The organism is Sphingomonas sp. (assembly GCF_050725575.1).
Classification (GTDB): domain Bacteria; phylum Pseudomonadota; class Alphaproteobacteria; order Sphingomonadales; family Sphingomonadaceae; genus Sphingomonas.
This window is the reverse complement of sequence record NZ_JBOHHW010000004.1, coordinates 94,286-121,140: the sequence shown is the minus strand read 5'-3', so window position 1 is coordinate 121,140 and position 26,855 is coordinate 94,286. Positions and strand designations below refer to the sequence as shown.

Annotated in this window: 16 protein-coding genes; 2 read left to right on the top strand and 14 right to left on the bottom strand. The window is 61.5% G+C overall.

The features are described 5' to 3' along the window. Positions 1–6: 6 nt before the first annotated feature. From ACRECS_RS04370 to ACRECS_RS04340, 7 genes are all read right to left on the bottom strand, one after another. Complete coding sequence (locus tag ACRECS_RS04370) at positions 7–555, bottom strand: RNA polymerase sigma factor (protein WP_431581736.1); 549 nt, start codon at positions 553–555, stop codon at positions 7–9. A gap of 165 nt (positions 556–720) precedes the next feature. Next, positions 721–1,152 carry a hypothetical protein gene (locus ACRECS_RS04365; RefSeq protein ID WP_431581735.1) on the bottom strand — a complete coding sequence of 144 codons (432 nt, stop codon included), beginning with the start codon at positions 1,150–1,152 and terminating at the stop codon, positions 721–723. Between the two features lie 217 nt (positions 1,153–1,369). Next, positions 1,370–1,765 carry a hypothetical protein gene (locus ACRECS_RS04360; RefSeq protein WP_431581734.1) on the bottom strand — a complete coding sequence of 132 codons (396 nt, stop codon included), beginning with the start codon at positions 1,763–1,765 and terminating at the stop codon, positions 1,370–1,372. 1 nt (position 1,766) lies between these two features. Next, entirely contained in the window at positions 1,767–2,123 is a 357-nt protein-coding gene (locus tag ACRECS_RS04355) for a hypothetical protein (protein WP_431581733.1), read from the bottom strand. Positions 2,124–2,282: 159 nt separating this feature from the next. After that, the gene (locus ACRECS_RS04350; protein ID WP_431581732.1) at positions 2,283–2,864 is read right to left on the bottom strand and encodes an ankyrin repeat domain-containing protein; all 582 of its coding nucleotides are present in this window, start codon (positions 2,862–2,864) and stop codon (positions 2,283–2,285) included. 558 nt (positions 2,865–3,422) lie between these two features. Further along, positions 3,423–4,490: a site-specific tyrosine recombinase XerC gene (gene xerC, locus ACRECS_RS04345; RefSeq protein ID WP_431581731.1), complete on the bottom strand. Its 1,068-nt coding sequence runs from the start codon at positions 4,488–4,490 to the stop codon at positions 3,423–3,425. A gap of 1 nt (position 4,491) precedes the next feature. After that, positions 4,492–7,515 (bottom strand): CHC2 zinc finger domain-containing protein, encoded by a 3,024-nt coding sequence (locus tag ACRECS_RS04340; RefSeq protein ID WP_431581730.1) that lies wholly within the window; start codon positions 7,513–7,515, stop codon positions 4,492–4,494. A gap of 112 nt (positions 7,516–7,627) precedes the next feature. On the opposite strand from ACRECS_RS04340, the gene ACRECS_RS04335 reads away from it, so the two are divergent. Next, entirely contained in the window at positions 7,628–8,023 is a 396-nt protein-coding gene (locus tag ACRECS_RS04335) for a helix-turn-helix domain-containing protein (protein WP_431581729.1), read from the top strand. A gap of 92 nt (positions 8,024–8,115) precedes the next feature. Here the strand turns inward: ACRECS_RS04335 and ACRECS_RS04330 are convergent, their stop codons facing one another. The 6 genes from ACRECS_RS04330 to ACRECS_RS04305 all read right to left on the bottom strand — a co-directional run bounded on the left by ACRECS_RS04330 (position 8,116) and on the right by ACRECS_RS04305 (position 24,551). Further along, positions 8,116–9,033: a HEPN domain-containing protein gene (locus ACRECS_RS04330; protein ID WP_431581836.1), complete on the bottom strand. Its 918-nt coding sequence runs from the start codon at positions 9,031–9,033 to the stop codon at positions 8,116–8,118. After that, entirely contained in the window at positions 9,030–9,284 is a 255-nt protein-coding gene (locus ACRECS_RS04325) for an RNA polymerase sigma factor (RefSeq protein WP_431581728.1), read from the bottom strand. The genes ACRECS_RS04330 and ACRECS_RS04325 overlap by 4 nt, the downstream gene beginning before the upstream one ends. Next, positions 9,277–9,483, bottom strand: a complete 207-nt coding sequence (locus ACRECS_RS04320) for an RNA polymerase sigma factor (protein ID WP_431581727.1) — start codon at positions 9,481–9,483, stop codon at positions 9,277–9,279. Before ACRECS_RS04320 ends, ACRECS_RS04325 begins: the two co-directional genes overlap by 8 nt. Positions 9,484–9,948: 465 nt before the next feature. Beyond that, a complete protein-coding gene (locus tag ACRECS_RS04315) occupies positions 9,949–10,380 on the bottom strand; it encodes a hypothetical protein (RefSeq protein WP_431581726.1) in 432 nt (143 codons plus the stop codon). A 17-nt stretch (positions 10,381–10,397) separates the two neighbouring features. Then, the gene (locus ACRECS_RS04310) at positions 10,398–23,192 is read right to left on the bottom strand and encodes a LysM peptidoglycan-binding domain-containing protein (RefSeq protein WP_431581725.1); all 12,795 of its coding nucleotides are present in this window, start codon (positions 23,190–23,192) and stop codon (positions 10,398–10,400) included. Positions 23,193–23,351: 159 nt separating this feature from the next. After that, positions 23,352–24,551 carry a tyrosine-type recombinase/integrase gene (locus ACRECS_RS04305; RefSeq protein WP_431581724.1) on the bottom strand — a complete coding sequence of 400 codons (1,200 nt, stop codon included), beginning with the start codon at positions 24,549–24,551 and terminating at the stop codon, positions 23,352–23,354. Between the two features lie 373 nt (positions 24,552–24,924). Here ACRECS_RS04305 and ACRECS_RS04300 point away from each other — a divergent pair, with 373 nt between their 5' ends. Further along, positions 24,925–26,211 (top strand): tyrosine-type recombinase/integrase, encoded by a 1,287-nt coding sequence (locus tag ACRECS_RS04300; protein WP_431581723.1) that lies wholly within the window; start codon positions 24,925–24,927, stop codon positions 26,209–26,211. A gap of 105 nt (positions 26,212–26,316) precedes the next feature. On the opposite strand, the gene ACRECS_RS04295 is transcribed toward ACRECS_RS04300, so the two are convergent. Next, positions 26,317–26,586 (bottom strand): hypothetical protein, encoded by a 270-nt coding sequence (locus ACRECS_RS04295; RefSeq protein WP_431581722.1) that lies wholly within the window; start codon positions 26,584–26,586, stop codon positions 26,317–26,319. Positions 26,587–26,855: the final 269 nt, after the last annotated feature.

Sequence of the window (26,855 nt, the reverse complement as noted above, 5' to 3'; positions counted from 1 at the left end):
GGGCAGTCACGATTGGTCGCCCATCATCGCCCGCAATGCCCGGCGCGCGTGAAACAGCCGTGTCTTGACCGTGCCCTCCGGACATTCAACGATGGAGGCAATCTCGGACAAGGGCAGTTCCTCGAAATAACAGAGCCACAATGCTTCGCGGTGCTCAAGGCTCAGACGGCCGAGCAAGCGACGAAGTTCATTAGCGTCGGATAGTTTTGCAAGCGTTTCCTCAGGCGTATCGCATTCGTCTGAATGCTGCGCCAGGGCGTCATCCGCCGGTATCTCGACGCCCGCGCGCGGCTGTTTGCGCAACCAGTCAATTACCTTGTTGCGAACGATCCGCCGTAACCACCCTTGGGGGTGGCCATCGCCGGAATATTGCCCGGCCTTGCGCCACACCTCGAAGAATGCCTCATCGACCATGTCCTCGGCGGCTTGGCCATGGCCGCTCATCAACCCCGTTGCGAAGTGCAGCATGATCGGTTGTTGCTCGCAATAGAGCCTGGAAAAGGCGGCCTGACTGCCTTGCGCGATCAACCGCAGCGCTTCACCAAAGTCTTCCACTATGTTCGGAACGCCCCATACCCACCTGAAAGATGGTCTAGCTTGTCCGCGTCTTGACGCAAGATCGATGAAGGTGCTTGTTGATCGCGCATTACTGGCAGTGTCATCTAGGCCGGTCGTGTCATCTGCTTTGGAATATTGAGCTATCGGGGACCCGAGCGTCGGTTACCACCTTGGGCAGCGGATGATTCCGCCGCATTTCGGTGTCCGACGGCGCGGAATGCGGGGCCGGGCCGCTTCGGCCTGCTCTGCCTGATCGACCGCATCGCTTCGCGCCAGCGCCGCCGTTGAATTGACCCGTTGTGCGGCGGTCGCAGCGGCGAAGCCGTCTCGCGTGGCAGCCGCAGACGGCTTGGTCGGCTGAGCAGTGAAAGGTGTCTCGTCGCCGCCAAACACGTCCGGGCCCGGGCTGACGGAGACTCTGGCGTCTGCCTTGCACTTGATGGTGGGTAGCCCGGCCGCATTCGTCGCGACGAAATGACCGGGCTCGCCTTTGCTGGTCTTGCAGGCGTCGCCGACCTTCGCTGCGGAAGCGGGGGTCGCTAAAGCGACGATGGCAGTGGCCGCCATAACCATCATGATCTGAAATGCTTTCATTGCTCAGTCTCCTAGGACCGATGCCCTTTGCATCGCGCTCCTGAATCCGAGACGGGAGGCCGGGCGTGGCGGTTCAATCGCTGCGAAATATTTTTCGCGGCCGGAGGTATTTTCAGGCCGCCCGCCGCCTTAATGGGACCAATAAAATTGGCATCTCCTGCGACAGGAATCCTCTCTGCGGCAACTCAATTTTCGACATCGAGCGGCAGGCGAGCCTTTAAGTCACGATGTGTTTAGGGGTTTCTATTTCTTGGTCGGCGATAGCAGAAATATCCCGATCTTCGATCACCGACGTATCGCCACTTACCGGATCGACCTCCACTCGGAACAACGTAATATTTTTCGGCGCGTCTCGCGAAATTACTACCCTGGTTTCACCAGAGATAGGATCCACCTCCTGAACGATCGGCCCCTTATTCGTTTCAATCCACTTTTGATTAGGTGCCAGCGGCAAGGCGGGTTGCGCATAGTACCTTACCTGAATTTTTCCGAGGCGGCTCACCGTGTCCTCGCGAAAAGCGCCGCTCTTGAACCATGCGGGAAGAGTTTCAGTTGGGTGCGCCGAGTGGAAGGCGTCCAACGCGCGTTCGATCGCTTCATCGTAGCTCAGCATCTCAATAGCCCCCATAAAGCTTGGCCATTTTGGCACGATTTATCTGCGACTGAATTATCGCATCCTCACCCGCTGTGCGGCCGAAGACCTGATGACCGCCATCACCCCAAACCGCGCTTCTACCTTGCCCTAACTTCGTGAGGAAGTCTCGGTCTCCGACGCTGGGTGAAATATCGTAGCCCGGCGGGTGGGTGTGTCCCGAGTATTTGCCATATTGCCCGGCCAAAATGTCGTCATACATTCCGGCTGAAACGCTTACAGAGTTGCCAGACCCACGAACGATCAGCCGCTGCCCACCATTGGTGAACATGTTGTACTCGTCACCGGTCACCTGGCCGATAGAGCGCAGATCGCTCATGGAAACGCCCCGTTTGGGCAAAAGAGTGTAGGATCCCGCGTCAGGCAAAAGCCCATGGATGGCAGCTTGTCGTGCGGACAGTGATGAGAGTGACGCCAATCCGCCAGAGCCGCCGACGTCCGCAGCGGCAATAGAAATACTGTCTGCGGCAACAGGACCTTAGGCGTTGTTAAGCCTCGCCACTTCTCTACCTTGATGCAGGAGGGCTTTCGCCGCAGGCTCGTTGCCATCGCTATTCCAAAAGGCTATTTCTTCTGCGATCGAGGTCTCACCGCGCTCTAGCGCGAACGCTATTGCGTCCATGTTTTTCATGGAGGTGCCGTTGTAGCTCACTTTACTATTAATGCCTTGCGAAAGCAGTAGCTTCGCGACGGGGAGGCTTTTGCCTACGATTGCGGAGAACAACGGATTTCTAACCGGTTCAGAAGTGTCTAGCCCGGACCCCGCACTTAGCAAAATTCTTACCACATCTTCATGCCCACCCAGCGCCGCATCGCAAATCGCTGCGCGGCCCTCTCGAGCGTCTCCTATGTTCGCGTCTAAGCCTAGAGACAGCAGTAGGGATACCGCGTCGGAATCGCCTTCCCGCGCTGCGTAATGCAGCCACGTTCCTCCGGCGAAGGGAGTGAACGCCGCAACCTGCTCGGGTTCGGAAGCAAAGAGCTCTTTTAGAGCAGGAAGATTCCTATCCCTGATAGCCTGAGAGATTTTAGGATTAAACCGAACTCTTTCGTCGTTCACAGGTATCATCTCCGTTGGGCGGCGAGGTCGCCGTGATAGCGCAGAATGGCTTCAATGTCCGCCCTTGATCCTTGAGCGGCTCGAAGATCTTCAACGAGGGGACGCAACGTCGAAATCGAGTGCTGGCTAGCTACACGATTTGGCGCCCAACCCAGATTCTCAGGCCCAAAAATCGGGTCAATGCCAACTTCGCGGAGGATGTCCTGCCCCTCAGAAACCAGAGCCTTTTGGGCGACGCCATTCCCGTTTTGGAAGAGAGCGTGATGGGCGTGAGGGTCGGACATCCCTTCGGGCGCTGGCCCCTTCAACCTGGTAAGATAATCGCCCCAGCTTTCGGACATCGATCCGATGTAGTCCGGCTTAATAGGACCAATAAAATTGGCATCTCCTGCGACAGGAATCCTCTCTGCGGCAACAGAGCACCCCGCCATGGATTACGGTGCAGCTGGCGATATTCCCGATGCGTTTCAGGTTGTTGGCGCGGGCGTTTCCGAGGCGGCTAAGAGGGCAGCGGAACGGACCCCCTGACGCGGTTTTCGGTGCAGGTGCGAGGTCGTTTCAGTCGTCTTCCTCGGCCTCGATCGCGAGCGCGGCGAGCAACAGATCGGCATCGCCAGCGCTGTTTTCCGGCGCGCGGGAAGCCCCTGCGGCGATCGGCTTTCCGGGGTGCGTGGCGGTATGGATCGCCTTCAGTTTACGCACGGATACCTGCGTGTAGATTTGGGTGGTGGACAGCTCGGCGTGCCCGAGCATGGCCTGGATGAACCGGATATCGGCGCCGTTTTCGAGCATCAGCGTTGCCATGGTGTGGCGGAACAGGTGGCACGATCCGCGCTTTCCGGTGTCGGCCGCGTCGATATATTCGCGCACCATCTGGGTCATCCGATTTGGCGCGAACGCCTCGCCCAAGGTGGTCAGGAACAGCGTCGCGTCGTCCGCGCCGCAAGCCAGCTCGGGGCGCACATCGTCGCGGTATTTGACGATCCAGGCGAGCGCGCGGACGCCGATCGGCAGCATCCGGTCCTTCTTGCCCTTGCCCTGCCGGATCATGATCGTGCCGCGCTCGGTGTCGATGTCGTAGAGCTTGAGATGGATCAGCTCGAGCCTGCGGATGCCGGTCGAGTAGAACGTCTCGAGGATGGCGCGGTCGCGGATGCCGATCACGGTTTTCAGGTCGGGGATCGCGAGGATCGTCTCGACCTCTTTCGCATTGAGGATGTGCCGGGGAAGCCGGCGCTCCTGGCGCGGCAGCTCGATCTCCGAGGCCGGGTTGTAGAGGATGTGGTTGGCCTTCGCGAGGTATTTGAAGAACGCTTTGATAGGCGTCGTGAACGCGATCTGCGTGCGCGCCGAGAGCGGCTGACCGTCCTTCTTGCGGTGCAGGAACAGGTGCCGCTGATAGCGTTCGATGATCGGCTTGGTGATCTCCTGCGGGCGCGTCAGGCCGCGTTCCAGGCACCAGGTGATGAAGAAGCCGAGCGTGGTTTCGCGGCCTTCCACGGTCTTGGACGAGTAGTTCTTTTCGAGCTGCCACTGACTGAACCGGCGCATGTGGTTCCACAGCGAGTCCGGGTCAGCCGCATCGCCGAGCGGCACCTTGGGCCTATATTGCCCCCTGCGCGGCATGTCAGTGCGAAGCGGCTAAAGGATGCGGGTATGACGGCCCCGCGCCGTTCAACGGGGTGACGTGTATTTCGGGCAGCGCGGGCGGCGCATCGCCGGAACGCGAGGAAGGCTGCGGGATTGCGGGCTTTTGGACCGTCCGACCGCGCGCCGACCGAGGCCCGGCCGCACCCCGACCGGGGCCCGACCGCTGCCCCTCCAGCCCCGACCGGTGATCGTCATAGGCATGGCCGGCAGGGTCGCTCAGCCCCATCAGGAACCGCTCGCCGGCCTCGCCGGCACCATCATAAAGCAGCTCGTACTCATAGCCCTGACCCGCCTTCACACGGTGGATCAGGACGTATTCCAGCTCGGCCAGGCGCGAGAGATGGACCTTGAGCTGGGTGTCGCCCCAGCCCGTCAGCGCCCTGATCTGGCGCCGCGTGAACCGCAGTTCGGCGCGCTTGATGCGGAGCCGCGTGCATTCCTCGGCCGCCCAGGCGTGGACCATGCCGAGCAGGCCGCGCGTCTGGGGCGGCAGCTCATCCAGGGTTCGGCCCAGCACCTCGTGCGCGAGCCGGTTAGCGAGCGCGATGTCGCCGGCCTCGACCTCGATGTAGCGCACCGGGCGACCGCGATGCTGGACTGTGCGGATGCGCCGCTGATGCTGGTGGAGAAGCGCGATCGAGCGGATGAGGGTGAGGTATTTCATATGATCGCGCCGGGTGCGCGTCTTGTCGTCGAGGAACGTCAGCGCATCCGCGAACGGGTTGACCACATGCACCCCCTCCAAGAGGGTCTGGGCATTGCGGTGCAGCGCCAGGATCGCGTGCCGGTCCTCCTCGTCGAGCAGGCCGGCGAGCGTCTGGCGACGGCGCTGGAGGACATGGATCGCGCGCGTCTGCTCGCGGCTCTCGTCGACCGTCAGCACCAGGCAGCGGTTCATCAGCTCCTCGTCGATGTCGATCGCGGTCGTGGTCAGGAACAGCATCACCGGCCCCTCGACCCGGTATTCCTGGGTCACCAGATTGCCGGTCGTCGCATCCTTGCCGGTCGAGGCGATCGTCACCGTGCCGTCCGACTGGAGCAGCTTCAAGGCATAGCTCGCGCTCTGCGCGCCCTCCTCCTCGGCGATGGCGAGGATGCGGTGCTTGAGGTTGGTTTCGCCCATGTAGAACAGGCTCTGGCCCGTCATCGCGCTATAGCGGACCTGGGCGTCATCCGGCATCAGCGCCAGCACCGCGTCCATCAGCGAGCTTTTGCCGGCCGCGCTCGACGACTGGATGATCACCGCGAGCGGCCGATCGAGCAGCCGCGACACGCACGCCAGATAGCCGGTCTGGATATTGGTCGCCTCGCCGACCACGCCGCACGCGGTGAAGTCGGCGAGGATCCGCTCCATCAGATCCGGCGCCTTCAACAGATCCAGCGCAGCCTCGCGCTCCTCGTCGGTCAGCGCGGGGCGTTCGGCCTTCACCAGCGCCGAGGTCAGCTCGGCCTCCTGCAACGCCTCCAGCTTCAACAGCACCCGGCCAAGGTCGTGTTTCAGGGTGTCCTCGGCCTCGCCAAGTTCGATGCCGGCCTGTTTGACGAACGCGCTACGCGCCTTCGCGCTATAGAGGTCGAACGTATCGACGTGGAACCGCTCGTCGCGGCTCACCAGCAGATTCACCTTGAGGGATTCGGGGTTCAGGGGCTTCTTCCAGCCCCGCACGCGGTAGCGCCGATCGCCCTGCATCAGCGCCAGCTCCTGGTCGCTCTGCGAGAGCGCGACGTCCTCGGCCGACGCTGCCGGCAACGGCGTGGCGATCGTCGGTTCGGGCGGATCGGCGGCTAAAGGGGTGGCGGGATCGGGGACGGCATCGACTGGCATCGGCGCGGCGAGCGCGGCCTCCAGCTCATCCCTGGGCGCACTGGTCAGTGCCGGCGCGCGCCCGTTCCCCAGCCATTCGGCCTTGCGGACCAGCACCCCCAGCGATCGCGCTGCCGGCGTCACCTTCAACGCATAACTGTTCGCATCCATCCCCTTGGGGAACATGATGCGGAAGCAGTCGATACCCTCTGCTATCAACCGCGCGGTCAGTTCGGCCGCGCCCCGATCGCCGGCATCGTCGCGGTCGAACGCGATCAGCACGCGCTTCACATCATGCTGGCGGAACGCGGCAAGATGATCGTCGGTGAAGCCGCCCGTCCCATAGCAGGCGGTGACGTTGCGGTATCCCGCAGACCAGAACGTCATCGCATCGATCAGCGCTTCGCACAGGATCACCTCGCCCTTGCCGCCAGCGATGCCGGCCAGATTCCACACCCCCCGATGCGGGCCGGGAAGATACAGATGCAGCGGCGTGCCGGGGCGAAGGTCGCTCCTGATCTTGCGGCCGTAAACCTCCTGAACGTGTCCGCCCTCGTCCAGGATCGGCACTACCAGCGAACCGGTGAAGTGCTCATGGCCGGTTTCGCGGTACAGCCCGATCCGCTCCAGCCGGGCGCGCACGTCCGCGCCGGCCTTGCGGCTCTTTTCCGGTAACCGCAGCCCCAGCGTGCGGTTCGCATAACCGAGCCGGAACCGCTCGATCAGCTCGCCGGAGAGGCCACGCGATTGCAGATAGGCGAGCGCCTCGGGCGCTTCCTTCAACGTCTCGTGATAATAGCCGATCACCTGATCGAGCAGCGCCTGGTCGTCCATGTCGAGGCTGACCGGCGACGCCAGCTTGCGGGTCGGGGTCGGCCTGATCCCGCCAGGGGCAACATCCGCCCCGCCACCCAGCGGCGCACCGTCGCGCAACAGCTCGACCGCATGGCGGAAGCTCACGCCCTCCCGTTTCATCACCCAGTCGATCGGCCCGCCACCCGCATTGCAGCCGAAGCACCGGAACAGGTTCTTGGCCGCGCTGACCGATAGCGACGGCGTGGAGTCGTCATGGAACGGGCAGCATCCGACCATATCCGCACCGCGTTTCGCCAGCGTGACGCCCGAGGATTCGACCAGGCGGATCAGGCTCACCTCGCTCTTCAACCGCTCGATCTCGCTGTCCGGTATGCGGGCCATCGCGGGATTCTCCAAAAAGCTGTCAAGAGGGTTTTGAGTAAAATAACTCCCTTTCGTATCACTCCCATTGGGAGTAGAGTCAAGCTCGTCTCTAAAAACAGGGTGTAAGGCCATGACCGTAACTCAACGGATCATCGCGACCATGGACAGCAAGGATACGGGCTTCTTCAAGGAGCTGGGAGCGCGCATCGCGCACGCCCGCAAGGAGCGTGGCCTGACGCAACAGGCGCTCGCCGAGCAGCTCGGCATCGCACAACAGACGCTGGCCCATTACGAGGTTGCCCGCGCGCGCATCGCCGCGTCGCTCCTCCCGCGCGTCGCCGAGCTGCTCGATCTGTCGCTCGATGAGCTGCTGGTCGGACGCCCCACCATCCGGCTTCCCGGCAAGCGCGGTCCTGCATCCAGGATCGAGCAGCAGATCGATGCCGTCACCCGGCTCCCCAAGGCCAGTCAGAAGGCCGTGTGGCAGTTGCTAGATGCGATGATCGCGCAACACGCGAACGGATAGCCTGCCGCGCCCGCTGGGGCGGCGCTACAGCGATGGAACGACGCAGGGGCCGGCATACACGCCGGCCCCTCGCTAGACCTGTCAGCCGCTCTCTATTCGGATTCGTCGGCGCGCGGCGACGCCAGCCGCGCCTCGCTCAGGGCCTTCACCGTTTCCTGTAACAGCTCGACCCGCTCGGCGAGCCATTCGAGTTCGGCGACGCTGATCTTGTAATGGGGCGAGTAGCGCGCGTTGACGTAAGCCTGGCGCAGCAGCTCGAAGCAACGCTGGCCGAACCGGGTGTCGCGCGGCCATACCGCGATCAGGTCGGGTGCGAGGCCCTCCGCCTGCGAGCGCAGGAAGTTGAGCTTGTGCGACTTGGGGCTGTAGAGAGTGAGGACCAGCAGCACGCAGTGATAGGCCCGCTCGGCCGCCTGATGCATCATGAACGCCGCGTCGCGCAGCACGCCGTCCTCGATGCTCGTGCGCGCCAGCTTCAACGCATGGACCGAGAGTGGATACCAGTAATCGAAGCTCTTCTGCGCCTCGGCGCGCACCGCGTCCGGCGTCAGCGGCTTGGGCGAGCCGAACGGGTGCCCCTCGGCCTCGTAAAGGGCGATCCCCTGCTCGATGATGTCGATGAAGAAGGGGCGCCCGCGCGCGAGCTGGTCGTTCACGTCGGCCATGCTGTGGACGATAAAGTTGACCGGCGCGCCGATCTCCTTCGCGATCGCTACCGCGCGCAGCAGATGGTCGTCGGCCTTCGCCCAGTATTCCAGCGGGTCGGTCAGCCGCTCGTCATTGACGACGACGAGCAGGTCGTAATCCGAGAAGTAGCCTCCCTTGGTGTCCGCCACCCAGTCGCCGCGCGCATGGGAGCCGTAGAGGATCACCTTGAGGACGCGGCCCTGCTTCTTCCATTTCTGCGTCGCCAGCGCCGTCGCATCGGCGAACTCGGCGAACAGGATTCGCACCGCACGCTCCAGGTCGCGCCGTTTCCGTTCGGGCAGATGGTCGAGATCTGTTTTCACCATGCCCGATCTCCCCCAAGGCGCCCCGGATCGCAAGTCGGTTCATCCACCCCGAACACCAGCACCCGCATCGCACGCGCCAACTCCTGTTCGACGACCTCGATCCCGATGCCGAGCCGGGCGCCGATCGCGGCCACGTCCAGGCCGTCCAGATGACGCAGCAGGAACACCGTGCGCGGCAACGCCGGCATCGTGTCCAGCCGGCGCCCGATCAACTCCTCGGCCAGGTCCGCAGGCACCGCTTCACTCATCCCCGCTCGACCCGAACGCCATCACATAAATCGCCCGCGTCATATGCCACGCCACACGCGCCCGGCTGATCCCCAGCCGGAAGCCGATCTGGCCATAGCTGAGGTCGTCGATCCGGTGCAGCAAGAACACCGCACGCTGCACCATCGGCAGCGTGGCGAGACGCTGGCGCAGACGCGCCTGATCGGCATCATCGGTCATCACTTCTCCCTGCCTTCAACCACACGGCCTCGGACGGCGGGGTGGGCGGCAAGAGCGGACCGGCAGGCTCGCCGATCGAGGCGGGGCGCACCCGAAGGGCCGTAACGCAGTGAAGGACCGGCGCAGCCGGTTGCGCCGCGCCGCGGCGAGCCTAGAGGGGAGCGACGCCCACCTCGCTGGCCGAGGCCCCACGCCAGCGCGGGAACCGCGCTGACCGCATTGCCGGGCAACGCCCGGCGGGAGCGGAGCGACCTGGCCATGTCTCCAACAGGGAGGCAGTGATTGTTGAGGTAACCCAACAGCTTACCACCTACCTGGCACCAAAACGGCACCGGGAGTCTCGCTACCAGTGCCGTCTATCTCGCTAAAAAACGATGTGCAGACAATGGCTTACCCCATAGGGGGAGCCACTGCTTTTATCTTGCTTTCACTAAATGCCGCTCCTAGCCCGCAAATCCCCGCTCATCATTCCGACATCGCAAGCGCCGCAGCAGCCGCAGAACCCAAAGCCTCATCTGAACCTAGAGCGGTTTCCGTCTTGGTGGGCAGCGGGGTGAACCCGTCCTCGACACCTTCATTTCGTGTCGGGATCAACGTCACGGTCGCATCGTCGCTCGTCTCGGCCTCTACGCATTTGGCCAATTTCACGAACGTGCCGAACGATTTGACACCCGCAAGATCAAGCACAGGATCGAACAGGTTTGTGAACGCCTTCGGGTGCGGAACGCCTTCGCGGGATGCCGCTAGACATTCTCTAACCGCACGACCAACTCCGCCGGCATCTTCCTTTTCTACGGCCAGAATCGGGGGATTAATTACCCAAACCCCGGCGGTCGTTTTTGATGAGCTGTGCACATACAGCTTGCCCTTACGCTCGTAGATCGTCGCAGCTTTCATTGGTCAGGCTCGCCTCATTAGGGGAAGTGTATGACATTCACAGCGACACCGCGTGAGGCTCCATACTTCACCGTCTGACTGATGATAGCCTGCTGCGCCGCCGATCCGCTATGGGGTATCGCAAGGTCAAGCGCACGACCCGTCACATCCTGCGGCCGAATACGAACACCGGCCCAGGTCCTTCCTTGGAAGCCAGCGACCTTATCCACATAGCCGTTGAGAGTTCGCGTCAGCGTGGAGCCGCTCTGGTATGTCGCGGCATCAAGATCGAGGCTCTTGATACTCGTCGCCAGCCCATTCTCGAACTTGTCGATGACCGGGAAGTTGCCGGGCAGATTATGCCCGAGCGCCTGTTCAATCTGCTGACCGCGCGTGAATGGATTGAGTTTCCAGACTCCACTCTCTGCGGGGCGCAGAAATTGCCCGACTCGTGTGACGACTGCCCCGCGAGCAATGGCGCCGGTTGTGAGATATCCCCCTTCGCGGATAGCGTAGCTGGCGCCGCTACCTCCCATGAACATCGTAGGTAGCATCATGATGTTCATCGCAATGCCGGCCTCGAAGTCCACCTGGGCCAGTGCCTTATCGACGCGCGCCTGGACGATGTCGCCCACCATCTGATTGTGAACTTGTGCGTAGGCAACGAAGTTCGGATCGGTCTGCGCCGCGATTGGCGCCGCAAAGACCGCACTCAATCCCAGATCGGAGTATCGCGTCGCACCGCCATCATACAGATAGGTTCGGCCGTTCGACCCACCCGAGATGAACCGAACTGCGCCAAGGTCTGCATTGCCGGCCCAGAGGACATCGAACGTCGTTGCCTTCGGAGCGCTCTCCCAATCCCCGCCATACATCGGATTATCGAGGAAGTAGTTGATCACCCGGCCAGCGGGATCATCCGTCTCCTGGTTGTATTGATAGGCGCCTGCGAAGGTTATCTTCTCGGTGCCGGTGTTGATATTCGGATTGGTCTGGGTGATCGCCGACGCTAGATCAGCGGGACTGGCGCTAGTGTAGTAATTGCCATCCTCATCAGCATTGAACGCCACGCCATAGCGGTCGGACAGTTCGGCCGCATGGATCGCCTGCGGACTATATGAGCCGTCCTTCACTTCATCCAGCAGGTTGATCGGCCCCTTACGACCACCTCCGGCGATGCCGCCCGCTACCAAACTCCCAATGGTATTTCCGATGATATCGGGCAACGCGGCTATCAGGTTGTCGCCAAAATTGGTGCCGTTGATCAGACTGCGAGCGGCCGCGTTGGAGAGTCCTCCAACGGTGCTGGATACAACCCGTGCGCCGAACTCACCAAGTCCGTCGAGCTTACCACTGAATTCGCCGCCGAACCCAGCACCAACTCCAGCGGCTGCCAGACCAGCAAAATCGAACTTACTCTGTAGCTTCGTCGCTAAGGCGATCCCTTGAGTGACGGCATTCGAAATCATACCGTTGAGCGCGTTGTTTAAGAACCCGCCCCCAGAGCCGCCTCCTCCGATCGCTCCACCGATCGCGCTTAGGCCAACGCCCTTCCAACTGAACCCGCCCTGCTGGATGCCGGTTAGCAGCCCGAATCCTTGGCTGACGGCGCTCGCGGCGGCTCCGACAATCGCACCACCGACCACTCCACCAGCGATCGAGGCGGCGCTGCCGGCCGCCAGCCCGGCACCAGCGGTGGCAATCGCGCCAGCGCTGCCGGTCGCGCCCGAGAAGAGCCCTGCAAAGAAGTTCGATACCGGCGCTTTGGTAATTGCAACAATCGCCACTGCGATCGCCACCAGCAATATTTGCCCGAGCAAGCCGCATTTGTTTCCGCCCTTGGGTTGTGGCGCGACAGGCCCGACCATTCCGACTGCTTCGTTGGGATCGTAGACCTTGAAGGTCGAGGCGCTGTTGTGGACGGAGAAGATACCGTCCGGTATCCGCAGTGTCATGCCCGCGGTGAGCGAGCCGGCGCCGAGTCCATTGACTTCGGCCAGCTTGTACCAGAGGTTCGCGTCGCCCCAGATCTGCGCGGCGATCGATTGCAGCGTGTCGCCTTCACGCACGACATAGCTGCCGCCGCTGCCCGCGCCTTGCGGCAACATCGGTTCATAATTCTGGTCGAAATTGGCGTAGGAGACCTGGCCGCCATTGCGGAACGGCGCGCCGGGCGTCGTGCCGCGCTGGTTCAGCGCCTCGATATAATCTCCGGCAATCGGCTGGCCATTATTGCCGGTCGCCCCGCGCACAGCCCCGTCGAACAGATAATGATACTCGGTCGACATCTGGCTGCGGTCTGTGTTGTATTCGCGCCGCGCCAGCACCCGCCCTTCGGCATCGGTGGTGAAATCCACCTGCGTTGCCGAGCTTCCCGAATTGCGCGTCAGATGGACCAGGTGACCGCTTGAATCGCGCGTGAAGTCGCTGACCGGCGGGAGAGTGTCCGTTGGCGAGCGGAACGTCCCAATGTGACTTTCGAGCGCCGCATCCCACCAGACATAATGCGTCTCGGTTTCGGATGCGGTCGAGGTGTTGTTGTCCACAACCGTGCGGGTATGTGTCTGTACCCCGACAAAGGTGCCGTTGAACGTCCCGTGGGTAATGCCATTCCAGGCTGAGCCAGTCGTATCGAGCTGGTAATCGGTGGTCGTTACGCGCGTCTGAAAGCCGCCAGTCCCCGGCTGATATTGCTGCTCCGTCTGGCTGACCACCAGCATCGTGGTCAGGCCGGTTCCATAGGTGGTCGCCGCCGAATAATTGACGGTTATGCCGTCGCTGAAATATTCCTTGTAGTTGGTCACGCGACCCATTGCATCGCGCGTGTAATCGGACCTTTTGATCAGCTCATTGGGGACCGGATCATATCTTACATTATTATAGTCGTAAGTCGTTTCGTCGGCATAAACCGATTCGAGGTCGCCGGCGGTCGTGTACTTATATTCTTCTCGCCGAACGCCCGGTGCCGAATAAGTAAAAGTCGTCTCGTCGCCGGGGATTTCGACCTGTACGGTAATAGCGCGGGTGATATCGGTCCGTCGACCCGTGGCATCGTAGTTGATCGAGATACCGCCATAGGTACCACGGTCGATCGTACCGGATCCTTCCGCCCCGATCAGTATGCCCATGCTGATGGTCATACGATTCATTTCGTCATAGGCGTACCAATAGGTTTGCGGCAGCATGCTGCCGGACTTCACGTCGCGATAATTTGCCGCGACTTTCCGGATATTCCCAACCTTGTCGTATTTATAATCGACCGAGATCGGGTTGCCGTTGGTCGTGCCCTGATCACCGACATCCTCATAGTGGATCATGCGACCGAGCGCGTCATATGTCGTTGTTGCGAGCTGATGCTGATCGGTCGTCAGATAAGAACCGGACTCAGGGTCGGAATTATATGCCTCGTGCACGAAGCGCTCGTAATTCTTCCGGCCGTTCGTGTCATAGCCGTAAGTAAAGACGTCAGCCTGTCCATATTGATTGACGCGATCGATCACGCCGGATTCAAGGGATGACACGAAGCCGGTGTTGAAATAGCTATAAGAGAGATTTTCACCAACATTATTGGTGCGCGATATTAACCTTCCGGCCTTGTCATACGTGAAGTCGTAATTGTGATTGCCAAGATCGATCTTGTCGATCGTTCGGCCGAACAGGTCGGTTACCTCCGTCAATGTGCGTCCATGGCCGGTCGTCTGCTTCGTCCATCCGCCAAAAGTGCCAAGACCGCTTGTGGCCAGGTTCGCATCGAACGCATAGGTGATGGTGGTGGTGTCGCCACCGAATGCGACGCTGCTGATGACACGTCCCTGGATATCATAGTCGGTCTTCTCAACCACCGAACTGCCGAGGAACGAATTCCAGTGCGAGATGCGCTGGCCAAGCAGGTCATAGGTATAGTTATCGGTCAGGCCGCCTGGATGCGTGACCTGCGTCAGACGACCCAGCTTGTCATATTGCATCGTCGTTTCGCGACCGATCTCATCGGTCGTCTTGCGCAGGTCGCCGAACACGTCGTAGCCGTGTTGGATATTCCCGCCTGGATGCCATTCCCGGGTCACCAGCGCCTCGGCACCGCCATACCCCGTGCCAGCAAGCAGGCTGCGCGTGGTGCGATTGTCGTTGGCATCTTCCGTGCCGATCAGGCGACCTGAGAGATCGTAGAAATATTCGTCTATCGGCCGCGTAGTGGCGGTCCCGCCTTGTGCATTGGTGAAAGAGACTTGCGGGCGCTCAGTCGAGATGAGGCGGCCCATCGTGTTATAGGTGTAATTGGTCCTTGTTTCGCTTGATGCATAGGCCGCTTGGCTGGGGTCGCGCTCCCAGATCACCTCGCCGAACGCACTATAATCTCGTGATGTTTTGAGATCGGTCGTGACAGAACTGCTCAACTGGCGCTTGGCCTGGATTGTATCGGTGGCGAGATTTCGGCGTTCGTACCGGGTGATGGTGGCATTGATGCCGTCAACATAGGCCGCGCCGATAGCATTCCCGCCGCCATTGGTGGCAATGGCGACCACCTGATCGAGCGTCTTGCCCGCAAGGTCGGTACCTTCGCTCTCGATCGAGAGCGTCTGGTTGCCATTCTTATCGTAGATTGCGAAGCGCCAGACACCGTCGCCCGAATTGGTCCGCCAGACGCGGCCGGCGAGATCGTAGGCAAACTGTTCCTGATAGCCGTTGATACCGCGCTGCGAGACCTCGCCATAACTGTTATAAGCGATCTGTGTCCTGTCGCCGACCTGAGTCCAGGTCGTGCCGGAGACGGTGTTCATCGATTGTTGCGTCAGGCGGCCGAGCAGGTCGTACTGATAGGCGATTCCCTCCGGCATGGCGGTCGCGCTGCTGTTGGCACGCGCGTAGGATTCGCCGGTCTTGCGGCCGACAATGTCGTAGAAATAGCTGCGCGCCTGATTGTTGGCGTCGGTCATCGACGTCAGCCGCCCGCCCGCGCCATAGGCATAGCGGGTAATATGATCGTTAGTGTTATCGATCGTCGCGCCGCCTTGCTGCGTTCGCGTCAGGTCACCCAGCCCATTGTAGGAATAGCGCAGCGTCGGGGTAACGCTGACCGGAGTTCCGGCTGTGCTGGTGAAGTCGTTATAGGGCGTCCGCGCCTCGCTGATCAGCCGGCCCGCGCCGTCATAGCTATAGGTGAACGCATCACCGGTCGCTTCGGTCTTCCGGGTGACCTGGCCGAGACCGTTATAGTCATAACGGATGGTGGCCGTGGTGGTGGCCGATGATAGCACGCCATTTGCGTCGAGCGTATAGGCGACAACATTGCTGCGTGCCTCGGTCTTGCGCTGGCCGTTCAGATCATAGGTGAAATTGGTGATCCGATTGGCGGGATCCGTGGCGAGCGTGGTGGTGACCGTGGGCGGGGTGCCGATTGCCGGGGCAGCCGGTCTCCCCGCATAGCGCGTTTCGGAGGTGGCATTGCCCTCGGCATCGAGCACCCATCCGGTCAGATACCCTTCCTGATCGACTGATGCGGTTTTGCGGTTGAGCCTGTCATAATAGGAAAAGATTTCGCCGCCACTGGCATCAGTCGTCTTCACCACGTTACCGCGTGCATCATAGGTAACGGTGCTGCGCAACGTGTCGCCCGGCGTCGTGACGTAGGACGATCCGTTCCACGACCCGGTCGTGATCCCGGTCATCTGGGTCGCGGTGCGGCGACCGAGGCGGTCATATTCATAGTTTGTCAGGCGCACTTCGCCCGACGGATCGGCCGGCCAGGCGGCGGTCGGCGTGGCCGGCAGCGCCACCTGTGTGCCGAACACCCGGCTGGTAGTGAGGTTGCCGCCCGGATCATAGCCGAAGGTCGAGAGCGTTCCGAGCGCATTGATCTCACCGGTCTTGCGGTCGAGCTGGTCGAACCGGAACAGGGTCCGTGCGCCCGCGGCATCGCGGCTTTCGATCAGGTTGTCGCGCCGATCGTAGAAATAATATTCGATCGGCGTTTGAAGAGTGCCGGCAGGGTCAATGGGCACCGCGTCGCCGCTCTTCGTGCTCAGCCGGTCGAGCTTGTCATATGTATAGCTGGTGGTTCGCTTGTAGGAGAGGTTGTCGGCCTCGACCATCTTGGTACGATTGCCGCGCGCGTCATATTCATAGCGATTGACGACCGTCGTGCTGGTCTGGGTCCCGGCGCTGTCATAGGTCGGCGTCGGCAAGGTTTCGGTCAGCAGCAAACCGCGATTGTCATAGGTGTAGATGGTCGTGGCGCCCGCCGCGATAACGCCGGTCTCCGACTTGGCCGTCACCGACGTCCGGTTGCCAAACGCGTCATAACCGTAGGATTCATAGAACCCCAGCGCATCGGTCGATTTCTTGAGCCGGTCGAGCTTGTCATAATCGAGCCGGGTCGTCGCCCCCCCGCGCGTGACCGTCGAGATCTGGCCGCCGCGGGTGTAGCTATAAGTGGTGTGATAGGCCTCGGCGTCTGTCTGGTCTGATAACCGGCCGAGCTTGTCATAGACGAAGCTGGTCGTGGCGTCCCGCGCGCTGTCGGTCAGAATATAACTGACCAGAGGATTGGGAACGGTGGCGGTGACCACTGGCGGAGTGGTGATCACCGCCGTACCGCTTACCTGGTTGAAGCGCCGGGTGACCGAGGCCGTTTCGCCGAAATTGTTATAGCTGGTCTGCGTCAGATAGTTCTCGGCGTCGCGCACATAGGTCGCGCGGCCGAGATTGTCGTACCAGCGATAAGTCGCGTTGCCCCGCGGGTCGGTGACCTTCCAGAGATCGCCGAGCCCGTTATACTCGAACAGCGTATCCACCTGTTGCGGCGTCGCATATCCGCGCTGTTCCTTGATCGAGCGCCCAAGCGCGTCATATTCCCAGTGAGTGGTGGCCGCATCGGCAGTGGTGGCCGCGATGGTGCGATCGGTCAGCTGGCCCAGCTTGTCATAGGCATAGGTGGTGATCACCACCTCGGCCGTACCCTGTCCCCGGGTTTGCTGTGTCACATTGCCAACGGCATCATATTCATAGGCGGTGGTGCTGGCGTCTGCAGTCCCGAACGCGTCGGTCGACGAGAGGATCTGGCCCATCGCATCGCGCACCAGCTTTGTGCTGATCGTGATGACCGAAGGACTGAACCGGAGATAGAACAGCGTCTCTTCGAGACGGCCGGCGCTGTCATACTTGAATTCGGTGACGTGCCGGTCGGCTGGCGAGGACGACAGATAGGTGTCCGCGTTCAGATTGGCGAGCGTCGTGGCGTCGGTGATGGTCGTCGCAGCAGCGGCGGCATAAGCGGTTGTCCGCTTCACATTGCCGAGCTTGTCATATTCGGTGCGGGTCACATTGCCGAGCGCATCGACCGAATAATTGAGCTGGCCCTTATTGTCGTAATAGGCGCGGGTCGTGCGGTCATTGGCAGCGCCGGCCACGACAGGCGCGGTGGCGCGCCAGGCCGTCATGTCGGCGAGGCTCGGGTTCCCGGGTGCTGTATAGGCAACCGAATACTGGACCTGTTTGGTCAGCTGCCCCTTGGCGTCATAGGTCCGGGCAGAGACCTGGCCCAGGGCGTCGATGCTGTAGATCTGTTGTCCAAGGATATCATAGACGGCGCGCGAGACGCGCGTGCCGGGTGCCGAGGCGAGGCTGGCGACCTGGGTCGCGATCCAGGTCGCAGAATATTGCCCGGTGCCGTCGGTGCCGATCGTGCCGTCATAAGCGATCGTGCGGATGGCGTTGCCGCGCGCATCATAGACATGTTCGACGACATGGTTGAGCGCGTCGATCCCGAAGCGGAGCTGCCCGTCCTTGTCGTAGGCATAGCGGGTAATGCGGTCAGCGGCGTTGGTGTTGGCGAGCGCTGCGGTGAGTGCTGCATTGCCCTCGGTGACTTCGGTCGCGAGCCCGGTCAGGCTGATCGCATTCAGATAGTCGCGCGAGGCGATGACCCGGCCGTCGGCATCATAGGTGGTGGTGGAGAGGCCCCCCAGCGCATCGATCGTCGCGATCCTGCGGCCCGCCTTGTCATAGACGTAGCGGGTGACCTTGTTGTTCGCATCGGTGACGGCGACGAGATTGTCGCGTGCATCATAGGTGTAGCTGGTGCTGTTGTTGAGCGCGTCCGTGACTTTGACGAGGCGGCCGTCACGGTCATATTCCGAAGTGGTTTTCTTGTTGTTGGCGTTGGTGAGCTCGACAGCACGGCCGAACGCGTCATAGCCATATTGAGTGGTGATCGCCTTGCCGGCGGCGGCGGCATCGACAATCTGGGTCTTCAGCAACCCGCGGCGGTCATACGCGCGGGTCGACAGGATCGTCGCCGCACCGTCGAGCGGCACCGTGCTGCTGAACAGTTCGCCAAACGCATTATACTCATAGGTCGAGACGTTGCTCAGTGCGTCGCGCGACTGTTTGAGCGTACCGCCGACGTTGAAATCACGATGGACAGCGGTGTCGCGCGCGCTGTCGGCGATGAGCCGGGCGGTAACCAGCGAGATGTCGAGCCCCCCGTCCATGTTCGAAAGATTGGCGATCGGTGTGGCGTAGACGATCGTGTCGGTGCTCTCGCCAAAGGCGTTGTAGCGATATTCGATGGTCTGGCCGAGCGGGTCGATCTCATAGATCAGCGCGCCATCGGCATTGTAGTAATAGAGCGTTTTCGGGCCGATCGTGCCAACGGGCATGCCGGGGCCCCGCGGTGCGATCTTGGAAATCAGGCGGCCGGCGGCATCATAGGCATAGCTCCAACCATAATCGAGGTAGGTGTTATTGATGTCCGTCTGCGATGCACTTCCGCCCAGCGCTGCGAGCACGGCGCTGCCAATGCCCGACAGCTCGCTGATGAGGCGCCCTTGCGTGTCGTAGCGCTTATTGTAGGTCCGCGGATCGGTACCGCCGGACTGAGTCACGCTCGACAGCAGATTGTACACATTGTCGTAGGTGTAGCTCGTGGTCGTCGTGATGCTGCCGGTGAGCGCGGTCACTTCGCTCAGCGCCTGGCCATGAGCGTTGCGCGTCCAGCTCGTGGTCGCAAGGACCTCGCCGCCGGCCGCGGCGGGCAGGCCGGCAAAGGTCGGCGCGGTAGCGATCAGAGTTGCGACGTTGAGCTTCTGCCCACTCTCCTGTTTCGCAAGATAGCCGCCCGGGCCATAGTCAAGGCGCGTCAGCGTTCCTTCGCCATCGACCGTCGCGCGCATCAGGCCGCGCGAATCATAAACCCACCAATTATGGATATCGCTTGCGTCGTCGACGGCGGCGCTGGCGAAGATGGTGGCAAAGCTGCCGGTGGTGGTGCTCGGCTTGGTCTTGCGCGCGATCGTCTCGATCTTGCGCCCGGCCTTGTCGTAGATGACCTTCGAGACATAGCCCTCGGCGTCGAGGCTGCCGATCAGCCGGCCGGCATTGTCGTAGAACAGCCGCGAGGCACGGTCGTTCACAGCATCAAGAGCTGGAAGCGCGGGCGGCGTACCGGTCGGTCGGATCAGGACGGGATTGCCGAACAGGATCGAGTTGTTGGGGGCTGATCCCGAGGCGCCCGACCCGACATAGACGATGGCAGACGCGGTCTCGGTCCGCAGAAATGTGCGGGTAATTGAGATCCGGGTGACCGCATTGGGGTCGAGCCCGGAAATGAACAGCCCGCCGACCGTCTGGGTGATCGTGGCTGTCCCCGATATCACGACCGCGGTTGAATTCACGGCGGCACCCCAATCGCTCGTGCTCCCTCTCAGACCGATGCTGGCGGTGATGCTGGTCGAAGAGCCGGCGAGCAGATCGAGCGTGAAGGTCAGCGTGTCGCCCGCCCTGACCGGCACGCTGGTCGTGGCCGGCACAAAGGCAAGGCCGCTGGAGCTGGCTTTCAGCCGGTAGGCATTGGCACCGCCGATCAGACCGTCGAGGTTGATCGTTGCGCCGTTGGCCGTGCCCCATTGCGACGCCGCATTGGGGTTGGGGAAGATATTGGTCGGCGGAGCCCCGGTCTTGAGCGCCGTCAACTCACCAACGGTCATTCGTGTCGCCAGTTCCGCAGTGGTAACGAGCTGTGAGGCACCGTCATACTCGAACACCGTGACCGCGCCGGTGGCATCGATCGTGCGGATGAGCTGCTGGGATGTATCGTAGTAATTCCACCCCCAGCGGTCGTTGGCGGTGTCGGTGGCGGGCCGGATCGATGCGAAAGTGAGGCTGGCGGGATTGCCGCTGCTGTCGATCAGCGATCCAGGTTGTCCGGGCACGAGGAGCTGGGGTGCGAGCTTTGTCGCATAGGCGATGGTGGTGGTGACGCGTCCTGCGGCATTATAGCGAAATTCGGTGACCGAGCCGTCGCTGTCGACGGCGGCGATCTTGCGGCCATCGGCATCGTAGAAGAAGAAATCGCGCTGGCCGGTGGGGTCGGTGACCATGCGCAGCCGTCCCAGCGCATCATATTTGTAGCTGGTGGTCGACGGAGAAGCGATTCCGGTGCCGGACTCGGCATAGCTCAGCAGGTTGCCGGTGCGGTCATAGGTCGAGGTGCGGACCAGACCGTTCGCAAGGGTGACCTTGGTTGCCGAGTTGCCCGAGCCGTCGGTGAAGGCAAAATTGGTCGTGATGGTGGATGCAGCAGCCGGCGTGCGGGTGAGGGTGGCCTTGGAGAAGATGATCGAATTGCCAAGAGCAGTGCCGGCCGAGGCCGAGCCGACATAGACCCGCGACGTGACACTCTCCCCACCCACTCGAGTGAATTTGCGTGTGATGCTGACCGTGGTGACGGCATCGGTGGCCAGGCCGGAGACCTGGAACAGGCTGCCGTTACCGACGCGCGTCAGGGTACCCTGACCCGAGACGATGACTGCGCTGGAGTCACTGATAGTGTCGCCGAACAAGGACGAGCCGCCGAGCAACCCAAAGCTGGCAGTGGTGAAGGTGCCGCCGATCAGCTGAACGGTGAAGGTAAGCGTATCGCCTTCCGCAACCGAAGTCTGGTGGGTCGATGAACTTGCGATCGCCAGATTCTGGGATTTTGCGGTCAGCGACAGCGCAGTACCCGCTGCCGTGCCCGTAACTTGGTCGATGTCGGTGTTGGCAGTCGTCCAGTAACCGGGATTATCGGCGCCGACATGAAGATTGGGCGGGGTAACGGTTTCGGCCGAGGAAATGACGCGCCCAAGCCCATCATAGACGAACGTTTCGGTCACGCCCGTGCCATCGGCATAGCGCGACAGGAGTTCGCCATGCCCGTTATAGACATAGAGCGTCCGGTTGCGCTCCGATGTGGTGTCGAACGCGCCTGTCGTCGTCACTCTGGCGTAGCTGATGACCTCGCTGATATTGCCGCGAAAGTCGTAGATCGTCTCGGTGCGCTGGGTCGTGCTCTTGTCGGCAATGCCCGCCGCCCAGGTCTCCAGGTCAGGCGTGCCGGTATAGAGATTGGCCGCATAGCCTATTACCGCCGTGCGCTGATTATAGAGGTTGTAGACATATTCTGTGACGCGTCCCTCGCCATCGACGACGAAGCGCAGATTGCTCTTGGCATCATAAGCGTAGCGCGTCGTCATCGCGCCGGAGGGCGGGGTGCTGCCAACGCCGTCCGGATCGGGCACGGTATAATGCGTCTCGCTGAGCAGCTCGTTCTTCGCGCTGAAGGTGCGCGTGACCGTGTTGCCGAGACTGTCACGCTCGAGCGTGCGGTTGCCGCGGCTGTCATAGCTATAGACCACGGTATTGCCGGCCGACTTCATCGTGGCGAGGTCGCCATCCGCCTCATAGGTGAAGCTCGCCGATGGCGCGGGATCGCTGGTGCCGGATGGCGGCAGGGTCAGCGACAGCAGATTGCCCGACGCATCATAACTTAGCTGAGTGGCTTGACCCAACGCATCGGTCACCGTGGTGATGCGCGCGACCGTATCATAGGCGATGGTGGTGGTGCGCGTAACGGGTGTGGCGCCGCTCGCGATCGTCTCTTTGATCTCCGAGACCCGGAAGCCGGTGTCGTATTTGAACTCTACCAGCGCGCCGCCATTCTGGCTGATCGAGGCGACACGCTGGCTGATGCCGTTGGCGTCGTCATAGGTGTAGGTGGTCTCGTAATTATAGGTCGTCGGCACGCCGCTTGTTACAGTCGCACTATTATCCGCCGGGTTCAGGTTGACCTGAACCTTGCTGAGCCGGTCATTGGCGTCATAGCTGTAGAAAACCCGCGTGGTCGTCGCGGTCGGCGAGGTGCTGTGGGTCTCGAGAGACTGAAGTTGCAGGCCGCCCGTGCCACCATATTTAAGCAGCGTGTACCCACCGTCAGCAGTGGTGATCTGCGTCAGCAGCGTGCCGGTATAGCCATAGCTGACACTGTTGTTGCCGCTGGTATCGGACTGACTCGTGATCCGGCCCGAATTGCTGTCGTCATAGACTTCCTGGATCTGAGTGTCGCCATCGACCCAGGTCCAGTTCGTGCCCGTCCTGGTCAGCGTGTCATAGGCACCCGCGCCATCGGTCGCGACATAAGCGCTGCTCGCGGCGTTCCAGCTATACGTGACCTCCGACCCGTCCCAGTCGGTGCGCTTGACCGTGCTGCCGACCGTTCCATAGCCGGTCCCGCCCGCCAGGCCGAAGACACGGCGATACCCGCTCGCGCGCCAATTATCGTCATTGTCGCCGTCCCAGCCGCCAAAGCTGTTATAGGTGCGCGAAATCACCGCATCCGGACCGCGGCCGAGCAGCATCTCGTCGACCGCCGTCAGCATCAGATTGCCGGTCGCCGCGTTGACATAGGCCTGCTCGCCCGAGCGACCCAGCGTTGCCGATCCGAGCAGCCCCGAGCCACCAAGCGTCCGTGCCGAACTCCGCTCGATGCCGGTGCCCGCGCCGGTGAAGATCGCTACCATTTAGATAATTCCCCAACGTTCGAGGGCTGCAGGCCAAACTGAGGCGCAGCCCCTTCCATGGGTGATCAGCGGAAATCGGCGATTGTTTAGCGATTTTTCGAAAAATTATTTTTGGATAACACCTTCAGCAAAGAGTGGCTCCCGAGCGGGGGCTGTTGCTCAGGCGATTGCGATTTCCGGCGTGTTTTCTCTTTCGTCATCCGATGTGGCAGACAACTTTTTGCAGAAGGTCGCCCAATCGCCCATCAGGAGCCTGCGCCTGTCTAGGAAGTCTGTCCGGCGATAAGCCGCTTCCACCTTGTTCGAGACCGTATGGGCGAGCGCAGCTTCCGCTACTTCGCCGGAATAATCTGTTTGCTCCGCTACCCAATCCCGAAATGCGGATCGGAAGCCATGCACAGTCACTTTGAGTTCCATGCCTCGAAGGATTTTAAGGAGCGTCATGTCGGAGAGGGGCTTCTTCACATCCTGACCAGGGAAAACCAGATTCCCAACTCCAGCCTTATACTTCTTGGCGCGCTTGAACACGGCGATGGCTTGCGGCGACAGCGGGACGACATGGACCCGCCCCATCTTCATGCGCTCGGCTGGGACCGTCCACAGGGCAAGGTTCAGATCGATCTCCGACCAGATCACACCCCGGATCTCGCCCGAACGCGCGGCTGTTAGGATGAGCGCTTCCAATGCGAGCCGCCCAACCGATTCACGTTCGCTAAGCTTCTCGACGAAGGCCGGAACGTCCGAATAAGGCATCGCGGCAAAGTGGCCATCTTTCTTGGGCTGACGAGGTAGCCCTTTGGAAAGAGACCGCATCGGCGCCTCGGTGGCGCGAAATCCCTTGGCGCAGGCCCAATCGAGAACGGTGCCAATCCGTTGCCGTACTCGCCTCGCGGTCTCCGGCTTGGACAGCCAGATCGGGACCAGCACCTCCCGAATCGCCGGGCCCTCGATCTTATCGACGGGAAGGTCGCCGATCTTGGGAAAGGCATAGGTGGTCAGGGTCGCAAGCCATTGGTTCTGATGCTTGCCATTCTTCCACGCCTTTTCGTGTTCCTCGTGCACCAGTTTGGCGGCATCACGGAAGACTGGGACAATTTGGCGTTCCTGCCTGCGTTCCGCGACCGGATCGATCCCCTGTGCGATCTTTTTGCGCATGACGAAGGCCGCATCGCGGGCGTCGGCCAGGGAAACTCCCTTCAAAGACCCGAGGCCAATGTCGCGTCGCCTGCCGTTCGACTGAACCCGAAGGACCCATCTTCCCGATCCTTTGCCATTCAATTCGAGAGAAAGGCCGTCCCCGTCGGAGTAGCGACCGGGTTCGGTCAGGTTCTTAATTTTGAGCGCCGTGAGCTTTCCCATGAGAATCACCTCATTTTTACCCCACATTTTACCCCACACTTTGTGCGGGGTAATTTGGGATTGAGTGAAATTCGGTGAACCAAAAATCACCGGATTTCGTGAGGTTTTATAGCACTTTAGGATGGTTTTTGGGAGTCCCCCGAAGGGGGTGGTTGGCGGAGCGGGAGGGATTCGAACTCCCCGGCCGCAGGCCTTTCAAATTCCACCGTTTTCTGCTACCTAAAGCCCAGAAAAACAAGACTTTTCTGGCTCGTGGCTTGAGTCGAACAATTCATCAAAGTTCGCCCTGGTTCACTGCAAACCGCGACTCAAACCGGGTTGCTAACCGGGTTGCTGCGGGAGCCGAGAAGGTCGTCTGGCCTTGGAGTAGTCAATGGGACGGTCCCTCCACAAACTCAGCGCCAAGCGTGTTCAGACCGAAAAGCGTTGCGGCAAGCACAGCGACGGTGGCGGGCTCAACCTCTTCATCACTAAGGATGGCTCCAAGCGATGGGTGTATGCTTGGGAGCGTAATGGAAAGCGGCGCGAGATGGGCCTCGGATCGGCCCAGGACGTCTCGCTTGCCCGCGCGCGTGAGCTCTCTAGCGACGCGCGCGAACAGATTGCGGCTCTGCTAGACCCAATCGAGGAACGGCGCCTCGCCCTGGAGGCGGCGGCCAAGGCCGAGGAGGAAGCCGCACGCGCCGGCGAGAACCTGAATCTCTTCGGCGCCTTCGCTGACAGCTACATCGATACTCACGAAGCCGACTGGAAAAATCCAAAGCATCGGCAGCAGTGGCGCAACACCATCAAGACCTATGCAAAGCCGGTGTTGACGAAGGCCATGGCCGAAATCACGCAGAAAGACGTGCTCGCTATCCTCCAACCGATCTGGCGCGTGGTGCCGGAAACCGCCGGGCGCCTGCGCGGTCGGATCGAGACTATATTGGATGCGGCCAAAGTCGCCGGCCACATCCAAAGCCCTTGGGAGAACCCGGCCCGCTGGAAGGGCAACCTCGAACATCTTCTGTCGAAACGCCGCAGCAAGAAACAAGCCCGCCACCACGCGGCGATGCCCTTCGAAGAGCTGCCTGCGTTCTGGCAGGCGCTCAACACGCGTCCGGCAACTGCCGCCCGAGCGCTCGAGCTGACGATCCTGTGCGCCACTCGGACGAATGAGACACTGCGTATGACGTGGGCTGAAGTGGATTTGGACGCCGCCGTCTGGACCGTCCCCGCCGAGAGGATGAAGATGGGCCTTGAGCATCGCATTCCGCTCCCCTCCACCGCCGTCGATATGCTGCGTGCGCTCGCACGAAAGTCAAATTGCGGACCCGACAGCTTCGTCTTCGCAGGGCAAAAACGAGGCAAGTCATTGTCCCAGATGGCGATGACGATGGTTCTGCGGCGAATGAAGCTTGGTCACTACACCGTCCATGGCATGCGCAGTGCATTCCGCGACTACATGGGAGAGATGACCGATTATCCTGAAAGCGTCGTGGAGCAGGCGCTTGCACATCAGATCGGGGATGAGACCACCCGCGCCTATCGGCGGCGCGACGCTTTTCTGAAGCGCCGGCCGTTGATGGGAGATTGGGAGGGTTATGTCACGGGTCGCGCCAAGCGGGCCGCCGGGTCAGTCAGCAAGTTGTCGAAACGGAAGCTGAAGGAGGCAGCATGAACAGGCGCGACGGCGGATTACCGACGCCGCATGGTAAGAATCCAAGCGTTCGCCATTATAATGGCCCGATGAGAATCTACGAAGGACGCGCCGCAACGTAGCCCATCATACGATCGGGCCATTCGTGATCTTGATGGCCGCGCGCAGCGTGTTCACGATGCGCCTATGTCCCAAGCAGCTCCCTTCGAAAGCACCGCCCAAACCACCGCCATGCTGTCGGTGCGGATTGCGGATGCGATACGCATTACCGGCATCGGACGTACCAAATTGTTCGCGTTGATCGCAGACGGGACGCTCGAAACCATTACGGTCGGCCGACGCCGGCTGATCCTCTACCGTAGCCTTCAGCGGTTGATCGAAGGCTCGAGTCAGCATTGCTCCCCAGCAAATTAAAGTTCTGGCGCCGCGGGAACCTTGAGGGGAAGGTTTTCCCCTGCCGCCGCGCCAAGGTCGCGTCGGACCCCTTCTGCGGGCGGCTCCGCCCCCGCAACGCCCCCAATTGCACGCGGTTTCAGTGGTGCGCACACTGGCGGCGGCGGGCGCCGCCAGAGGTCGCGCGTCTTTTCGCGACCGCGCATGCGCTCTTGGCTCGGGCCGGAGGGCACGGCGCCGGCTGGCCCCCAGGTCCGCGCGCACGCCGCCGC

Bases quoted from the DNA above. Each gene is read 5' to 3' on its own strand.
- ACRECS_RS04325 (WP_431581728.1), bottom strand. From the start codon at position 9,284: ATGAGTGAAGCGGTGCCTGCGGACCTGGCCGAGGAGTTGATCGGGCGC.
- ACRECS_RS04305 (WP_431581724.1), bottom strand. From the start codon at position 24,551: ATGGGAAAGCTCACGGCGCTCAAAATTAAGAACCTGACCGAACCCGGT.
- ACRECS_RS04355 (WP_431581733.1), bottom strand. From the start codon at position 2,123: ATGAGCGATCTGCGCTCTATCGGCCAGGTGACCGGTGACGAGTACAAC.
- ACRECS_RS04365 (WP_431581735.1), bottom strand. From the start codon at position 1,152: ATGAAAGCATTTCAGATCATGATGGTTATGGCGGCCACTGCCATCGTC.
- ACRECS_RS04300 (WP_431581723.1), top strand. From the start codon at position 24,925: ATGGGACGGTCCCTCCACAAACTCAGCGCCAAGCGTGTTCAGACCGAA.
- ACRECS_RS04360 (WP_431581734.1), bottom strand. From the start codon at position 1,765: ATGCTGAGCTACGATGAAGCGATCGAACGCGCGTTGGACGCCTTCCAC.
- ACRECS_RS04310 (WP_431581725.1), bottom strand. From the start codon at position 23,192: ATGGTAGCGATCTTCACCGGCGCGGGCACCGGCATCGAGCGGAGTTCG.
- ACRECS_RS04315 (WP_431581726.1), bottom strand. From the start codon at position 10,380: ATGAAAGCTGCGACGATCTACGAGCGTAAGGGCAAGCTGTATGTGCAC.
- ACRECS_RS04335 (WP_431581729.1), top strand. From the start codon at position 7,628: ATGACCGTAACTCAACGGATCATCGCGACCATGGACAGCAAGGATACG.
- xerC (WP_431581731.1), bottom strand. From the start codon at position 4,490: ATGCCGCGCAGGGGGCAATATAGGCCCAAGGTGCCGCTCGGCGATGCG.
- ACRECS_RS04295 (WP_431581722.1), bottom strand. From the start codon at position 26,586: ATGCTGACTCGAGCCTTCGATCAACCGCTGAAGGCTACGGTAGAGGAT.
- ACRECS_RS04320 (WP_431581727.1), bottom strand. From the start codon at position 9,483: ATGACCGATGATGCCGATCAGGCGCGTCTGCGCCAGCGTCTCGCCACG.
- ACRECS_RS04340 (WP_431581730.1), bottom strand. From the start codon at position 7,515: ATGGCCCGCATACCGGACAGCGAGATCGAGCGGTTGAAGAGCGAGGTG.